Below are 16,294 nucleotides of genomic sequence, written 5' to 3' on the forward strand. Positions count from 1 at the left end.
CCGCCGGGCCGCGCAGCCGCTGCCGCCCGAGCAGCCGGCCCGGCCGCCGCGGCCCGCGCCGCCCGTGCGGCCGGCCCCGGGTGCCGAAGCACCCACCGAGACCACCACCCGGCTCCGTCCCGTACGGGACGACCGGCAGGCTCCGCACCGCGGCACGCCCGCGCGGCCCGCTCAGGACCGGCCCGCGCACCCCGCGCCCGCCGGCCCTCCGCCCGGTGCCGCCCCGCGCCCCGCTCCGGCGTACGCGTACGACGCCTGGGCCCTGGGCGGCGGCGTGCCCGAGGAGACCCCCGCCGAGACCACCACCCGGCTCCGGCCGATCCGGGAACGCGGCACCGGCCGGGTCGTCGCCGCCGCCGTCTGTGCCGTCCTCGCCCTCGGACTCGTCGGCGGTGCCCTCACCGGCGCCGTGCTCGCCGGTACCGGTGCCGGCGAACCCGCCGAACCGCCCGGCTTCAGCCGGGCCCGCGCGCTCTGGCACGACGCCCCGGTCGACACCCTCTTCCCGCGCACCCTCTCCGGCCCGTCCGCCGGCCCCGGCGGCGCCACCCGCACCTGGAGCCGGATCGTCGTCGCCCCCGACGCGCCCTGCACGGCCGCCGGCCTGCCCCGGGCCCTCCACACCGCCCTGAGCACCGTCGGCTGCGACCGCGTGCTGCGCGCCACCTACACCGACGCCACCTCCTCCCACGTCGTCACCGTCGCCCTCGTCTTCACCCAGGCCGATCCCGCCACCATGCGCACCCTCGGCTCCCGCGCCGCCGACGAACCGGCCCCCGCCCTCTCCGCGCCCGGCACCGTGGCGGCCCGCTTCGGCGACCGCCAGCGGGCCAGCTGGTGGCGGCACGTCCTGACCGACCTGCCCGTCGTCGTCACCGCCGTCTCCGGATTCGCCGACGGCCGCGTCGTCGGCGTGCCCGAGCACGCGGAGCGCGCCATGACGCCGAAGCGCACGACCGCCGTCGCCCAGGCGGGCCTCGGCCACGAGGCCAAGGGCGTCGCCGAGGCCGTCGAACGGTCCCTGCGCACGACCGTCGCCGCCGCCGTCCGGGAGGACGAACGGTGACCGCCCGCCCGGCCCTCCGCCGTTCCGCCGTCGCGGTCCTCGCCGCCGCCTTCGCCGTCCTCCCGGCGACGACCACGCCCGCGTACGCCGACACCATCCGCGCCCGCCAGTGGGGCCTCGAAGCCCTGCACACCGGCAAGGCCTGGCAGACCACGCGCGGCGAGGGCATCACCGTCGCCGTCCTCGACACCGGCGTCGACGCGAGCCATCCCGACCTCGAAGGCTCGGTGCTGACCGGCACCGACCTCGTCGGCTTCGGCGCGGAACGCGGCGACCGCGCCTGGGCCAGGCACGGCACCGCCATGGCCGGCATCATCGCCGGGCACGGCCACGGCCCCGGCGCCCAGGACGGCGTCCTCGGCATCGCCCCGAAGGTCCGGGTCCTGCCCGTCCGCGTCATCCTCGAAGGCACCGACAAGGCCCGGGACAAGGCGCGCAAGACCCGGGGCACCGCCCTCGCCGAAGGCATCCGCTGGGCCGCCGACCACGGCGCCGACGTCATCAACCTCTCCCTCGGGGACGACTCCGAGTCGGCCCACCCGGACGCGGGCGAGGACGCCGCCGTCCAGTACGCCCTCTCCAAGGGCGTCTCCGTGGTCGCCTCCGCGGGCAACGGGGGCGACAAGGGCGACCACATCTCGTACCCCGCCGCCTACCCCGGGGTCATCGCCGTCGCCGCCGTCGACCGCTACGGCACCCACGCCTCCTTCTCCACCAGCCGCTGGTACGCCACCGTCAGCGCCCCCGGCGTCGACATCGTCATCGCCGACCCCGACCGCCGCTACTACGAGGGCTGGGGCACCAGCGCCGCCGCCGCCTTCGTCTCCGGCGCCGTCGCGCTCGTCCGGTCCGCCCACCCCGACCTGACCCCCGCCCAGATCAAGCAGCTGCTCGTCGACACCGCGCGCAGCCGCCCCAAGGGCGGGCGCAGCGACGACAAGGGGTACGGCACGGTCGACCCCGCCGCCGCCATCGAGGCGGGCGGCAGGCTGAAGGGCGCCGATCCCAAGACCGCCGTCGCGGGCTGGAAAGGTCGCTACTTCGGGCCCGGCCCGCAGCCCGCCGCCGACGAGTCGCACCCCGTCGGCCTCCTCGCGCCGCTGGCGGGCGGCGCCGGCGTCCTCTTCCTCGCCGCCGCGGTGGCCCTCTGGCGCGGCGGCCGCACCCGCTGAACGCACCGCCGCCGCGCCCCGCGCGCGGGCGGACGACGAGGGCGGGTCGGCCCTGGTCATCCGGCCCGGGAGGCGGCGGTTAGGCTCGGGGCGTGGCGCTCAAGAACATCCCCGACCCCGGTTTCTCCGACGACGACGGCTCCGCCGACCCGCGGCTCGCCGCGGCCCTCGCGGCCTGGGCGGAGGACCGGACCGCCCACGGGCCGGTCCTGGAGGCGCTGCGCGGCGCCCGGCTGCTCGTCCCCGTCGTCGCCGTCCTCGGCGAGGTGGAGACCGACCCGGAGACCGGGCTCAAGCAGGAGAAGACCAGCGACATGGCGGTGCCGACGCTGACCGCCGGCGACCGGCGGGCGCTGCCCGCGTTCACCTCGATCGCCTCGCTGCACCTGTGGGACCCGGCCGCCCGGCCGGTCGCCGTCCCGCTGCGGCAGGCGCTCGCGGCGCTCGTCCACGAGAAGGCCGACACCCTGGTCCTGGACCTGGCCGGCCCGGTGGCGTACCAGGTGACCGGCTCGGCGCTGCTCGCGCTCGCCGAGGGCCGCAGCAGTACGGACCCGCTGGACGACCCCGCGGTGCGGGACGCGGTCCGGGCCGCCGTCGCCGCCGAGCCCGCGGTGCTCCGGGCCCACCTGGGCCCCGGCACCGCCGACGGCACCCTGGCGCTGGTCCTCGCGGAGGACGCGGCCCCGGCGGAGGCCGCCCAGCGTGTGGCCCGCGCGCTGGCCGCCGACGAAACACTGAGGGCCCGCCTGGTGCGCGGCCTCGACCTGGCACTCCTGCCGGCCTCGGCGACGCCTCCCGGCGAGCCCTTCTTCGTGAGGAACTGACTTCCGTGAGGAACTGGCTTCCGTGAGGAACTGACTTCCGTGAGGAACTGGCTTCCGTAGGGAACTGGCTTCCGCCCCCGCGGCCCTGTCGGACGGGGGCGGTGCGGCACGTCAGCCGTAGACCGGCCCCGTGTACTTCTCGCCCGGGCCCTGGCCCGGCTCGTCCGGGACGAAGCTGGCCTCGCGGAAGGCCAGCTGGAGGGACTTCAGGCCGTCGCGCAGCGGGGCCGCGTGGAAGGAGGAGATCTCCGTGACACCGGCGTCGAGCAGGCCCGCGAGGGCGTGGATCAGCTTGCGGGCCTCGTCGAGGTCCTTGTGGTCGTCGCCCTCCTCGGTGAGCCCGAGCTTCACCGCGGCGGCGCTCATCAGGTTGACGGCGACCGTCACAATCACCTCGACCGCCGGGACCTCCGCGATGTCGCGGGTCATGGCTGCGAAGTCGGGGGTCTCGTCGGACTCGTTCTGGGGCGTCTCGCTCATGCCCCCACGATAAGCGGACGTACGGTTCGCGCCGACCGGCGGGTCCTGCTAACCTTGTGTAACGACCGGCCGGACACGTGCGTGCCCGGCCCGCAAGTGGAGGCTCCGTTCTCCCACCTGGCCGCCCTGAGGGCGGCGGGTCACCGGTCAGGTGGCATCCATCGTTCCGTACGGACGATGGAGCCGCCCGATGTGCGCCCCGCGATGGTTCGCGGCGGTGCTCCGGTTTCATGGAGCCCCGCCTGTGTCCCGTCCGGGGCATTTTTCGTGCACCCGCTCGGTTGGTCTCGACAGTTCTACCGTGACGTGTCCGTCCGCCAAGGCGGTCGCGTGGTGCTACCGAGGAGGATCCATCAGCGCCGAGCCCCGCATCAACGAGCGGATTCGCGTTCCCGAGGTGCGTCTTGTCGGCCCCAGCGGCGAGCAGGTGGGCATCGTCCCCCTTGCCAAGGCCCTGGAGCTCGCGCAGGAGTACGACCTCGATCTGGTTGAGGTCGCGGCGAACGCCCGTCCGCCCGTGTGCAAGCTCATGGACTACGGGAAGTTCAAGTACGAGTCGGCCATGAAGGCCCGTGAGGCGCGCAAGAACCAGGCGCACACGGTCATCAAGGAGATGAAGCTCCGGCCGAAGATCGACCCGCACGACTACGACACCAAGAAGGGTCACGTCGTCCGGTTCCTCAAGCAGGGTGACAAGGTCAAGATCACGATCATGTTCCGTGGTCGTGAGCAGTCCCGCCCGGAGCTCGGTTACCGGCTGCTCCAGCGCCTCGCGGAGGACGTACAGGAGCTCGGCTTCATCGAGTCCAACCCGAAGCAGGACGGCCGGAACATGATCATGGTTCTCGGTCCCCACAAGAAGAAGACCGAGGCCATGGCCGAGGCGCGCGAGGCCCAGGCCGCGCGCAAGGCCGAACGCCAGGGCGGTTCCGCCGCCGCGGAGGCCCCGGCCGAGCAGGCTTCGGCCGACACGTCGGCCGAGAACGCCGAGGCGTGATCCCGCGGGGCTGCCTCACCGGGCAGCCCCAGGGTTCCGCCCGGAACCACCAAACGAAGAATTGACGCTCCCGCTTGTCCGGTGCCCGCACCGGGGGAGCGCCACTGACGAGGAGATAACGGCGCTATGCCGAAGAACAAGACGCACTCCGGTGCCAAGAAGCGCTTCAAGGTCACCGGCTCCGGCAAGATCCTGCGGGAGCGCGCCGGCAAGCGCCACCTGCTCGAGCACAAGTCGTCCAAGCTGACGCGTCGCCTCACGGGCAACGCCGAGATGGCCCCGGGTGACTCCGCCAAGATCAAGAAGATGCTGGGCATCTGATCTGATCTCCCGCCCTCGTCCGACGAGGGCATCCGGCACAGACCGGGACCCATCCGTTTTCCGGGTCGTGTGAACACACCACGGCCCCGCTACAAGGAGTTAAGAAGTGGCACGCGTCAAGCGGGCAGTCAACGCCCACAAGAAGCGCCGGGCGATCCTCGAGCAGGCCTCCGGCTACCGCGGTCAGCGTTCGCGCCTCTACCGCAAGGCCAAGGAGCAGGTCACCCACTCGCTGGTCTACAACTACAACGACCGCAAGAAGCGCAAGGGCGACTTCCGTCAGCTGTGGATCCAGCGCATCAACGCCGCTGCCCGCCTGAACGGCATGACGTACAACCGCCTCATCCAGGGTCTGAAGGCCGCCAACATCGAGGTGGACCGCAAGATCCTCGCCGAGCTGGCCGTCAACGACGCCAACGCGTTCGCCGCGCTGGTCGAGGTCGCGCAGAAGGCCCTCCCGGCCGACGTCAACGCCCCGAAGGCCGCCGCCTGATCTTCCAGGTCGCAGTACTTCTGCCCGGACCCGCAGGCCTCGTGCCTGCGGGTCCGGCGCGTTGACCGCCACCGCTGCCGTCACCGAGCCGTCGTCGAATCAGAGAGCCGCAGGCACATGTCCACCCCCGCCCCCGAGCTGATCTCCCCGCGTTCGCCGCGCGTCGTCGCCGCCCGGCGGCTCGCCAAGCGCAATTTCCGGGGCAAGGACCGCCTCTTCATCGCCGAGGGCCCGCAGGCCGTCCGCGAGGCCGTCGAGCACCGCGGCAGCACCGGACAGCCGACCCTCGTCGAGCTGTTCACCACCGTCGAGGCCGCCGAGCGCTACGCCACGATCGTCGACGCCGCCCGCGCCGCCGGGGCCCGGGTCCACCACGCCTCCGACGCCGTCCTCGCCGAGGTCTCCCAGACCGTCACCCCGCAGGGCCTCGTCGGCGTCTGCCGCTTCCTCGACTCGCCGTTCGAGGACATCATCGCCGCCCGGCCCAAGCTGGTCGCCGTCCTCGCGCACGTCCGCGACCCCGGGAACGCCGGCACCGTGCTGCGCTGCGCCGACGCCGCGGGCGCCGACGCCGTGATCCTCACCGACGCCTCCGTGGACCTGTACAACCCCAAGTCCGTGCGTGCCTCCGTCGGCTCCCTCTTCCACCTCCCGGTCGCCGTCGGCGTGCCCGTCGAGCAGGCCGTCGAAGGCCTCAAGAGCGTGGGCGTACGGATCCTCGCCGCCGACGGCGCGGGCGAGGACGACCTCGACGACGAGCTGGACGCCGGCACCATGGGCGGCCCGACCGCCTGGGTCTTCGGCAACGAGGCCTGGGGGCTGCCCGAGGAGACCCGGGCCCTCGCCGACGCCGTCGTCCGCGTCCCGATCCACGGCAAGGCGGAGAGCCTCAACCTCGCGACCGCCGCCGCCGTGTGCCTGTACGCCTCCGCGCGCGCCCAACGCCCCCGAACCACCTCCTGAAACCTCCACAGGACCCGCCCGCCTAGTAGGGTGACGCTCTCGGGGCCCACTGCGGTACACGGAGGGGTGGGATTACGGGGATGACGGTCGGCACGGGCAGTCCCGCACAGGCACGGAGCGCCGCGCCGCACGCGCCGGAGGCGCCACCGGCGCCCGCATCCGGGCAGCCCGCGCCGCTGCCCGTGTCCGAGCAGCGCGCACCCCTGCCCGTATCCGAGCAGTCCGTACCCGAGCAGCCCGCCGCCCCGGCGTACGAGGGCGACGGTACGGCCACCGGCCCCGCCGCCGGCCCGGGCTGCACGGCCGGCCTCGGGATCGATCCCGACGACCTGCCCGACGGTCTCGTCGTCGCCGACGAGACCGGCCGGATCGTCTGCTTCAACGCCGCCGCCGGCCGCATCACCGCCGTCCCGGCCGCCGCCGCGCTCGGCCGCCCGCTCGACGAGGCGCTGCCGCTGGAGGACCTCAAGGGCAGCCGCTGGTGGGCGCTCACCGACCCGTACGGCGGCCTCGCCACCCGCAGCGGCCAGCCCGAGCGCAACCTGCTGCTGCCCGGCGGGCGCGAGGTGCTCGTCTCCGCCCGCTACGTCCGCGCCCGGCCGGGCGGACCGGTGCGGCGGGTCGTGGTCTCGCTGCGCGGCACGGAGGCGCGCCGGCGCACCGAGCGCAGCCACGCCGAGCTCATCGCCACCGTCGCGCACGAGCTGCGCTCGCCGCTCACCTCCGTCAAGGGCTTCACCGCCACGCTCCTCGACAAGTGGGAGCGGTTCACCGACGACCAGAAGCGGCTGATGCTGGAGACCGTCGACGCCGACGCGGGCCGCATCAAGCGGCTGATCGCCGAGCTCCTCGACATCTCCCGGATCGACTCCGGGCGCCTGGAGGTCCGCCGCCAGCCCGTGGACATCGCCGCCGCCGTCGGCCGGCACGTGCACGCCCACACCACCGGCGGCCAGTCGCCCGACCGCTTCTTCGTCCGGGTCAGGCCCGGCCTGCCCGAGCTGTGGGCGGACCCCGACAAGATCGACCAGATCCTCGGCAACCTGCTCGAAAATGCGGTGCGCCACGGCGAGGGAACCGTCACCATCGAGGTGGCACCCACCACGGCCACCAGCGACGGAGAGAAGGGGACGGAGGTCACCGTGAGCGACGAAGGCCCCGGCATCCCCGAGGAGTCGATGGGCCGCGTGTTCACCCGCTTCTGGCGGGGCAGCAAGCGCGGCGGCACCGGGCTCGGCCTCTACATCGTCAAGGGCGTCGTCGAGGCCCACGGCGGCACGATCACCGTCGGACGCGGTCCCCGTGGCGGGGCCGAGTTCCGATTTATCCTGCCCGTCGGCACCCCGGCACACCTCCTCTGACCCGCACGCGCGTCTCGCCTGACGAGACCGTACGAGGTCGGGAGCCGCTCGGACCGCCCACGGGCTCATTCGCGTCCCCGCGCCCCGTTAGACTCGTCCTTTGGCACGTTTGCGCCCTTGACGTCGAGCTCGGGGCCGCCCAGCCAAGCCAACGGAAGCACGGGAAGAGATGTCGGCACCCAATAAGTCGTACGACCCGGTCGAGGTCGAGGCCTTGAAACCGGAAGAGATCGAGCGCATGCGGGACGAGGCGATCGCCGCCTTCGCCGCCGCAGGCGACCTCGACGCGCTCGCCCACGCGAAGACCGCGCACACCGGCGGCACCTCGCCGCTGGCGCTCGCCAACCGGGAGATCGGCGCCCTGCCCCCGCACGCCAAGGCCGCGGCCGGCAAGCTCGTGGGCCAGGCCCGCGGTGCCGTCTCCAAGGCGCTCGCCGCCCGCCAGGCCGAGCTGGAGGCCGAGCGCGACGCCCGGGTCCTCGTCGAGGAGGCCGTCGACGTCACCCTGCCGTACGACCGGATCCCGGCCGGTGCCCGGCACCCGCTGACCACCCTCATGGAGCGCGTCGCCGACGTCTTCGTGTCGATGGGCTACGAGGTCGCCGAGGGCCCCGAGGTCGAGGCCGAGTGGTTCAACTTCGACGCCCTGAACTTCGTGCCGGACCACCCGGCGCGCCAGATGCAGGACACCTTCTTCGTCCAGGGCCCGGAAGGCACCACGGGCGACGAGTCCGGCGTCGTGCTGCGCACCCACACCTCGCCGGTGCAGGCCCGCACCCTCATCGACCGGGAGCCCCCGGTCTACGTGGTGTGCCCCGGCCGCGTCTACCGCACCGACGAGCTCGACGCCACCCACACCCCGGTCTTCCACCAGATCGAGCTGCTGGCCGTCGACGAGGGTCTGACGATGGCCGACCTCAAGGGCACCCTGGACCACATGGTCCAGGCGCTCTTCGGACCCGACATGAAGACCCGGCTCCGCCCCAACTTCTTCCCCTTCACCGAGCCGTCCGCCGAGATGGACATGCTCTGCTACGTGTGCCGTGGCGAGTCCGTCGGCAACCCGGACCGTCCCTGCCGCACCTGCGGCAGCGAGGGCTGGATCGAGCTCGGCGGCTGCGGCATGGTCAACCCGAAGGTGCTCGTCGCCTGCGGTGTGGACCCCGAGAAGTACAGCGGATTCGCCTTCGGGTTCGGCATCGAGCGGATGCTGATGTTCCGCCACAACGTCGAAGACATGCGAGACATGGTCGAGGGTGACGTCCGGTTCACCCGGCCTTTCGGGATGGAGATCTGATGCGGGTCCCGCTTTCCTGGCTGCGGGAGTACGTCGACCTGCCGGCGACCGCGACCGGCCGTGACGTGCAGGCCAAGCTCATTTCGGCGGGCCTCGAGGTCGAGACCGTCGAGCAGCTCGGCGCCGGCCTCACCGGCCCGCTGGTGGTCGGCAAGGTCCTCACCATCGAGGAGCTGACCGAGTTCAAGAAGCCGATCCGCTTCTGCACCGTCGACGTCGGTCAGGCCAACGGCACCGGTGAGCCGCAGGAGATCATCTGCGGCGCCCGGAACTTCGCCGAGGGCGACAAGGTCGTCGTGGCCCTGCCCGGCGCCGTGCTGCCCGGTGACTTCCGGATCGCCGAGCGCAAGACCTACGGCAGGGTCTCGCGCGGCATGATCTGCTCGGGCGACGAGCTCGGCATGGGCGACGACGGCTCGCACGGCATCATCGTGCTGCCGCCGGAGCACGAGGTCGGCACCGACGCCACCGCGCTGCTCGAGCTGTACGACGAGGTCCTCGACATCGCCGTCACGCCGGACCGCGGCTACTGCCTGTCGATGCGCGGCGTCGCCCGCGAGGCCGCCATCGCCTACGGCCTGCCGCTGCGCGACCCGGCGCTGCTCGACGTGCCCGCGCCCAACGCGTACGGCTACCCGGTCCAGGTCGCCGACCCGATCGGCTGCGACCGTTTCGTCGCGCGCACGGTCGTCGGCCTCGACCCCGAGGCCCGCTCGCCGATCTGGATGCAGCGCCGCCTGCAGAAGGCCGGCATGCGCCCGATCTCGCTCGCCGTGGACGTCACGAACTACGTGATGATCGAGCTCGGCCAGCCGCTGCACGCCTACGACCGCAGCCGCCTCGACGGCCCCATCGGCGTCCGCCGCGCCGCCGAGGGCGAGAAGATCACCACGCTCGACGGCGCCAAGCGCGTCCTCGACTCCGGCGACCTGGTCATCACCGACAACCGCGGCCCCATCGGCATCGCGGGCGTCATGGGCGGTGCCGACACGGAGATCGCCGACCCGGTGACCGACCCCGAGACCGGCGCCCTCGCCGGCACCACCGAGGTCGTCATCGAGGCCGCGCACTTCGACGCGATCTCGATCGCGCGCACGGCCCGCCGCCACAAGCTGTCCTCGGAGGCGTCCAAGCGCTTCGAGCGCGGCGTCGACCCGCAGGCCGCCGCGGCGGCCGCGCAGCGCACGGTCGACCTGCTCGTGCTGCTCGCGGGCGGCACCGCCGAGGCCGGCGTGACCGAGGTCATCGCCCCGTCCGCGCCGCACACCATCACGATGCCGGCGAACCACCCCGACAGGGTGGCCGGCGTGGCCTACGGCCGCGAGACCGTCGTCCGCCGTCTCCAGGAGATCGGCTGCGACGTCTACGGCCAGGACGAGCTCGTCGTCACCGTCCCGTCGTGGCGTCCCGACCTCTACGTGCCGAACGACCTGGCCGAAGAGGTCATCCGCCTCGAGGGCTACGAGAACCTGCCCTCCACGCTGCCCAAGCCCCCGGCCGGCCGCGGTCTCACCGAGCGCCAGCGCGTCCACCGCCGGGTGGGCCGCGCGCTCGCCGGCGCCGGCTACGTCGAGGCGCTGAACTACCCCTTCATCGGCGAGCAGGTCTTCGACCAGCTCGGCCTGGACGCGGACGACGCCCGCCGCCGGGTCGTGAAGCTGGTCAACCCGCTCTCCGACGAGGAGCCCGCGCTCCGTACGACGCTGCTGCCCGGCCTGCTGGGCGCGCTGCGCCGCAACGACGGGCGCGGCAGCCACGACCTGGCGCTCTTCGAGACGGGCCTGGTCTTCCGTCCCACCGAGGGCCAGCCGGCCGTGGCCGTCCGCCTGGGCGTCGACGGCCGTCCGTCCGACGAGGAGATCGCCCGCGTCAACGCCGCGCTGCCCGCGCAGCCGCGCCGCGTGGCGGTCGTCCTGGCCGGCGCGCGCGAGCAGGCCGGCTGGTGGAGCAAGGGCCGCCCGGCCGACTGGGCCGACGCGATCCAGGCGGCGCGCACCGTGGCCGCCGAGGCGGGCGCGGAGCTGCTGATCGACGCCGACCAGCACGCCCCGTGGCACCCCGGCCGCTGCGCCGCGTTCCACGTGGTGATCGACGGCGTGAAGACCCTCGCGGGCCACGGCGGCGAACTCCACCCGCGCGTGGTCAAGGCGCTCGGCCTCCCGGCCCGCACCTGCGCGATGGAGCTGGACCTGGACGTCCTGGAGCGCGCGAGCGCGGGCCCGCTGAAGGCCCCGCGCATCTCCGCCTTCCCGGTCGCCACCCAGGACGTCGCGCTGGTCGTCGACCAGGACGTCCCGTCCGCGGTGGTCGAGCGGCACCTGGCCGACGGCGCGGGCGAGCTGCTGGAGTCGATCCGCCTGTTCGACGTCTACACCGGCGACCAGGTCGGCGAGGGCAAGAAGTCCCTGGCCTACGCCCTCCGCTTCCGCGCCCCCGACCGCACCCTGACGGTCGAGGAGGCCTCGGCGGCCCGCGACGCCGCGGTCGCCACGGCGGCGGAGCACACGGGCGCGGTGCTGCGCGGCGCCTGACGGCGACGCCGTACGGCGAGGAGCGAGCGAAGGGGCCCTGCCCCGGGCCGACCGGCCCGGGGCATACCGGCGGGGAGGGAGGAGGGAAGGATTCCCCTCCCTGGAACAGCCGCCCCCGCCCCAGGGCCCCTTGGCACACCCCGGCCCTCGACCTCTCCGCATGCCGGCACCCGGCCCCTCCGCCCCGCTCCCGCCTGCCGGCACCCCTGCCCCCGGCCCCGCTCCCGCCTGCCGGCGTCCCGCACTCCCGTGCGGGTTCCCGTCCGGTTGCTCACTCCTTCGGGTGAGATCTCCGGTGGGTGTCCCTCCGCGTCCCCGCGCCCCGCGAGAATCGACGCGGCCACAGGGGCGGGCCTGTGTGCCGCAGGGTCTTCGGGCGCTGGCGGGCCTCGGGAAGGGCCGTGGATGTTCCGTGACAGGTCATTGGTTGCCGAAGGCTCCTGGCTTCGGCGTACGGCTCCGCTGCTGGTCCCGGTCGTGTGGGGGGCCGTGGCCGTCGCCTGGCGGCTGTGGTGTCCGCTGGCGCGGGAGCCCGGGCTGCCGATGCGGATCGCCACCAGCGTCGTCTTCCTGACGGTCGGGATCGGGATCGTGCTCGGCGTGCGGTACGGGCTCACCCGCGAGCTGGCGCGGGTGCGGGCCGTCGCCGACGCCACCCAGCAGGTGCTGCTGCGGCCGCCGCCCGCGCGGCTCGACGGGCTCGCGGTCGCCGCGGGGCAATTGTCGGCGTCCCGGGGTGCCGTGGTCGGCGGGGACCTGTACGAGGCGGTGGCCACGCCGTACGGGGTGCGGATCGTGATCGGGGACGTGCGGGGGCACGGGCTCGCCGCGCTCGGGGCGGTGGTCGCCCTCCTCGGGAGCTTCCGCGAGGCCGCGCACGACGAGGCCGAACTGGCCGGTGTGCTCAGGAGGCTGGAGCGGGCGCTCGGGCGGCACCTGTGCGAGCGGGCCCGCGAGGAGCACCCGGCCAGGGGCGGGCGGGCGCCCGAGCATCCCGCGGCCGAGGAGTTCGTGACGCTGCTGCTTCTGGAGATCCGGCCCGACGGCCTCGTCGAGGTCCTGGACTGCGGTCACCCCGGGCCGTACCGGATCGGCGGCCGCCGCGTCGAACCCGTGCCCGTCGGCGAGCCGCTGCCGCCGCTCGGTGCCTTCCCGCTGCCCGCCGACCTCGTGCCGTACCCGGCGACCCGGCTGCTGCCCGGCGAGACCCTGGTGCTCCACACCGACGGTGCCGAGGAGGCCCGGGACCGTCTGGGCCGGTTCTTCCCGCTGCCCGCCGTCCTCGCCGGGGCGGCGCGCGAGGCCCCCGCCGTGCTCGTGCGGCGGGTCCACGCGGCGCTGCTGCGCCACACGGGCGGCCGGCTCGCCGACGACGTCGCCCTGCTCGTCGTCCGCAACGACCGGGTGCGGGTACCGGCGCAGCCCGCCGAACCCGGGCTGCGCCGTACCCGGCCCGCGCCCTCCCCGCACTAGTGTCCGCACCAGTGAGACAGGAAAGGGCAGTTGGCCGGCGCCGTCCGCGCTGCCACGGAGTGTCGGGCAGATCAACAGCACGGACGGCGCACGCGACCGGGCGACCGCACTGTACGAGGGGGAGCCGGCGGCCCGGTCCTCGCCTTTCGGCGAGGGACCCAAGTCAACCCGTACCGGGGCGACTTCGGCAGCGCGCGCGGAACGGAAGAACGAGCACGTCGTTCACACCCCGTGCGAAAGCGTCCTTTCACTAGTCTGAGCGCACCGAATCACCGGAGCGGTCCCATGCAGCCCACGCCCCAGCCCAACACCCTCCTCGACGCACTGCTCGCCGAGGCGGGCATCTCGAACGCCGGCCTCGCCGCGCGCGTGAACCAGGCCGGCCGGGCCCGCGGCCTCGCGCTGCGCTATGAACACACCGCGGTGGCCCGCTGGTTGAAGGGCCAGCGGCCGCGCGGCCAGGTGCCCGACCTGATCTGCGAGGTGCTGGCCGGCCGGCTGCGCCGCCAGGTCACCCTCGACGACATCGGGCTCGGCGTGCCCGGCACGCTGCTGCCCGCCCCCGGCACACCGCTCTCCGGCTTCGTCGACCGGGCCACCGCCCTGTGGCGCTCCGACGAGCAGGGGCGCGGCAACGTGCTCGCCGCGCAGGCGGTGACCGGCACCCCCGCGGTGATGCCGGTGTGGGAGTGGGAGAACCCGCCGGAGGACGTCGACGTCTCCCACGAGGGCCGTACGCGGGTCTCGGCCGCCGACGTCTCGATGCTCACCGCCGCCCGCGCCCACTACGAGCAGATGTACCGCAAGGCGGGCGGCATGGCGACGCGCGCCCGGATCGTCGGCTTCCTCGGCTCCGGGACCGCGCCGCTGCTGCGCGGCGCGTACGGGGACGCGCTCGGGCGGCGGCTGCACCGGGCGGCCGGCGGCCTGGTGGCGGTCGCCGGCATCTGCGCGTACGACTCCGACGCCCAGGGCCTCGCCCAGCGCTACTTCCACCAGGCGCTGCGGCTCGCCAAGGCGAGCGGTGACCGCGGCCTCGGCGCTTACGTGGTGGCCCTGCTCGTCAACCAGTCGCTGTTCATGGGGGAGTACCGCCAGGCCGTGGCGTTCGCGGAGGCCGCGCTGCGCTCGGCGGGGCGGGAGATCACGCCCGCGCTCGCCGCCGATCTGACGGCGATGCAGGCGAAGGCGTACGCGCACCTCGGCGACGGGGCCGCGGCGCTCGCCTGCATCCTGCGGGCGGAGGCGGAGGCCGAGCGGATCAGCCCGGGCCGCGAGCCGGCCGAGACGGGTTACGTCCAGCCCGGTCTGGTCAATGTGCAGGTCGCCGAGGCCCTGCTCAGTCTGGGTGAACTCGCGGCGGCCCACGAGCACGCGGCGGCGGCGGTGGGGACTCCGGCCCACGACCGGGGGCGGGTGCACCGGCTCGCCATGCTGTGCCAGATCGAGCTGCGGCAGGGGGAGCCGGACCGGGCGGCGCGCACGGCCGAGCAGATGACCGAGCAGGCGCGCGGGATGGAGTCGCGGCGGCTGCGGGACCGGCTCCGGCTGGTGCGGGAGCAGTTGCTGGCCAGCGGGGGCGAGGAGGCGCGCCGGGCGGCCGAAATCGTCGACAGTGCGCTGCGCGTGCCCCTGTGAGCGATTCCTTGCGACCTGGCGCCTGCTGCGATATTGCCACCAAGTAATCACCGACCTGTCGGAAGGTGGCAAAAACGTGCAGTGGACGAAACTAAGTGAACAGCCGGTCTACGAGAACCGCTGGTTCCGGGTCAATCTCGCGGACGTCGAACTCCCCGACGGCCGCCGGCTCGACCACTATCTGATCCGGCTCCGCCCGGTCGCCGCCGCGACCGCCGTCAACGACGCCGACGAGGTCCTGCTGCTGTGGCGCCATCGCTTCATCACCGACAGCTGGGGCTGGGAGCTGGCCGCCGGGGTCGTCGAGGACGGCGAGGAGATCGAGGCCGCCGCGGCCCGTGAGATGGAGGAGGAGACCGGCTGGCGCCCCGGGCCGCTGCGCCCGCTGCTCACCGTCGAGCCCTCCAACGGCCTCACCGACGCCCGCCACCACCTCTACTGGACCGAGGAGGCGACCTGGACGGGCCCGCCGCAGGACGCCTTCGAGTCCTCGCGCCTGGAATGGGTCCCGCTCAAGCTCGTCCCCGACATGATCGCCCGCGGCGAGGTCCCGGCCGCGAACATGGCGGCCGGGCTGCTCATGCTGCGCCACCTGAGGCTGGGCTGACCAGGGGGCCGCGAAAAGGGCGGACGGCCCGTACCTGTGCGGTGTACGGGCCGTCCTCTCGGCAGCGGAGCCGAGGTCTTCAGGAGTACGGGTAGAAGCCCGAACCCGTCTTGCGGCCGAGACGGCCGGCGTCGACCATCCGCTGGAGCAGCGGCGGCGCGGCGTACAGCGGCTCCTTGTACTCGGCGTACATCGAGTCGGCGATGGAGGCGATGGTGTCCAGGCCGATCAGGTCGGACAGCTTCAGCGGTCCCATCGGGTGGGCGCAGCCGAACTCCATGCCGTTGTCGATGTCCTCGCGGCTCGCGATGCCCGACTCGAACATCCGGATCGCGGAGAGCAGGTACGGCACGAGCAGCGCGTTCACCACGAAGCCCGAGCGGTCCTGGGCGCGGATCGCGTGCTTGCCGAGGGTCTTCTCGGCGAACAGCTGGGCCCGGCTGATCGTGCCCTCGGAGGTGGTGAGGGCGGGGATCAGCTCGACCAGCTTCTGCACCGGCGCGGGGTTGAAGAAGTGGATGCCGATGACCTGGTCGGGGCGGGAGGTCGCCACCGCCAGCTTCACCAGCGGGATGGACGAGGTGTTGGAGGCCAGGATGGCGTCCGGCCGGGTGACCACCTGGTCGAGGACCTGGAAGATCTCGGTCTTGACCTGCTCGTTCTCCACGACGGCCTCGATCACGAGGTCGCGGTCGGCGAACTCGCCCAGGTCGGTGGTGAAGCTGAGCCGCGCGAGGGTCGCGTCGCGCTCCTCCTCGCTGATCTTGCCGCGTTCGGCGGCCTTGGCGAGCGAGTTGTAGAGCCGCGTGCGGCCGATCTCCAGCGCCTCGCCGGTGGTCTCGGCGACCCTCACGTCAAGACCGCTGCGGGCGCACACCTCCGCGATGCCCGCGCCCATCTGGCCGCAGCCGACCACTCCGACGCGCTCAATGTCGGCCATGGAGTCCGTCACCTCGTGCCTTTCGCTCTCTGCTGGCGGCGGGGGCCCGTGTGATTCCGGTGCGTCCGCCTCGACTCCCCGACGTTACTCCCGACACGCCCGATGATCGATCGTTCTGGGTGGGCATG

General features: G+C 73.7%; 15 protein-coding genes. 13 read left to right on the forward strand and 2 right to left on the reverse strand.

Features of this window, described 5'->3' with window-relative positions:
* From ACFWJO_RS34310 to ACFWJO_RS34320, 3 genes are all read left to right on the forward strand, one after another.
* Positions 1–1,066 (forward strand): hypothetical protein (locus tag ACFWJO_RS34310; RefSeq protein ID WP_386871634.1); only part of this gene is annotated, 1,066 nt, incomplete at its 5' end.
* Positions 1,063–2,238 carry a type VII secretion-associated serine protease mycosin gene (mycP, locus tag ACFWJO_RS34315; RefSeq protein WP_386871636.1) on the forward strand — a complete coding sequence of 392 codons (1,176 nt, stop codon included), beginning with the start codon at positions 1,063–1,065 and terminating at the stop codon, positions 2,236–2,238. The genes ACFWJO_RS34310 and mycP, both read left to right, overlap by 4 nt.
* Before the next feature lie 92 nt (positions 2,239–2,330).
* Positions 2,331–3,065 carry an SseB family protein gene (locus ACFWJO_RS34320; protein ID WP_386871638.1) on the forward strand — a complete coding sequence of 245 codons (735 nt, stop codon included), beginning with the start codon at positions 2,331–2,333 and terminating at the stop codon, positions 3,063–3,065.
* A 111-nt stretch (positions 3,066–3,176) separates the two neighbouring features.
* Here ACFWJO_RS34320 and ACFWJO_RS34325 read toward each other — a convergent pair whose 3' ends face one another.
* On the reverse strand, positions 3,177–3,545 hold the full coding sequence (locus ACFWJO_RS34325; RefSeq protein WP_384414681.1) for a DUF1844 domain-containing protein: 369 nt from the start codon (positions 3,543–3,545) through the stop codon (positions 3,177–3,179).
* Between the two features lie 301 nt (positions 3,546–3,846).
* On the opposite strand from ACFWJO_RS34325, the gene infC reads away from it, so the two are divergent.
* The 10 genes from infC (at position 3,847) to ACFWJO_RS34375 (ending at position 15,226) form a co-directional block, all read left to right on the forward strand.
* A complete protein-coding gene (gene infC / locus ACFWJO_RS34330) occupies positions 3,847–4,542 on the forward strand; it encodes a translation initiation factor IF-3 (protein ID WP_386871640.1) in 696 nt (231 codons plus the stop codon).
* A gap of 126 nt (positions 4,543–4,668) precedes the next feature.
* Positions 4,669–4,863, forward strand: a complete 195-nt coding sequence (gene rpmI / locus ACFWJO_RS34335; RefSeq protein WP_041128339.1) for a 50S ribosomal protein L35 — start codon at positions 4,669–4,671, stop codon at positions 4,861–4,863.
* Positions 4,864–4,969: 106 nt separating this feature from the next.
* Entirely contained in the window at positions 4,970–5,356 is a 387-nt protein-coding gene (gene rplT, locus ACFWJO_RS34340) for a 50S ribosomal protein L20 (protein WP_019884941.1), read from the forward strand.
* Between the two features lie 117 nt (positions 5,357–5,473).
* A complete protein-coding gene (locus tag ACFWJO_RS34345) occupies positions 5,474–6,319 on the forward strand; it encodes a TrmH family RNA methyltransferase (protein WP_386871643.1) in 846 nt (281 codons plus the stop codon).
* Positions 6,320–6,399: 80 nt separating this feature from the next.
* On the forward strand, positions 6,400–7,680 hold the full coding sequence (locus ACFWJO_RS34350) for an ATP-binding protein (protein WP_386871645.1): 1,281 nt from the start codon (positions 6,400–6,402) through the stop codon (positions 7,678–7,680).
* A 169-nt stretch (positions 7,681–7,849) separates the two neighbouring features.
* A complete protein-coding gene (pheS, locus tag ACFWJO_RS34355) occupies positions 7,850–8,977 on the forward strand; it encodes a phenylalanine--tRNA ligase subunit alpha (RefSeq protein WP_386871647.1) in 1,128 nt (375 codons plus the stop codon).
* Positions 8,977–11,508, forward strand: coding sequence for a phenylalanine--tRNA ligase subunit beta (pheT, locus tag ACFWJO_RS34360; RefSeq protein WP_386871649.1), 2,532 nt, complete (start codon positions 8,977–8,979; stop codon positions 11,506–11,508). The genes pheS and pheT overlap by 1 nt, the downstream gene beginning before the upstream one ends.
* 405 nt (positions 11,509–11,913) lie before the next feature.
* Complete coding sequence (locus ACFWJO_RS34365) at positions 11,914–12,981, forward strand: PP2C family protein-serine/threonine phosphatase (RefSeq protein ID WP_386871651.1); 1,068 nt, start codon at positions 11,914–11,916, stop codon at positions 12,979–12,981.
* A 285-nt stretch (positions 12,982–13,266) separates the two neighbouring features.
* Positions 13,267–14,619: a transcriptional regulator gene (locus ACFWJO_RS34370; protein ID WP_386871653.1), complete on the forward strand. Its 1,353-nt coding sequence runs from the start codon at positions 13,267–13,269 to the stop codon at positions 14,617–14,619.
* Between the two features lie 76 nt (positions 14,620–14,695).
* Positions 14,696–15,226, forward strand: coding sequence for an NUDIX domain-containing protein (locus ACFWJO_RS34375; protein WP_386871655.1), 531 nt, complete (start codon positions 14,696–14,698; stop codon positions 15,224–15,226).
* A 79-nt stretch (positions 15,227–15,305) separates the two neighbouring features.
* On the opposite strand, the gene ACFWJO_RS34380 is transcribed toward ACFWJO_RS34375, so the two are convergent.
* Positions 15,306–16,166: a 3-hydroxybutyryl-CoA dehydrogenase gene (locus tag ACFWJO_RS34380; protein ID WP_386871657.1), complete on the reverse strand. Its 861-nt coding sequence runs from the start codon at positions 16,164–16,166 to the stop codon at positions 15,306–15,308.
* Positions 16,167–16,294 lie beyond the last annotated feature (128 nt).

Origin of the sequence: Streptomyces sp. NPDC127092 (genome assembly GCF_042722475.1) — a bacterium.
Lineage (GTDB): Bacteria > Actinomycetota > Actinomycetes > Streptomycetales > Streptomycetaceae > Streptomyces.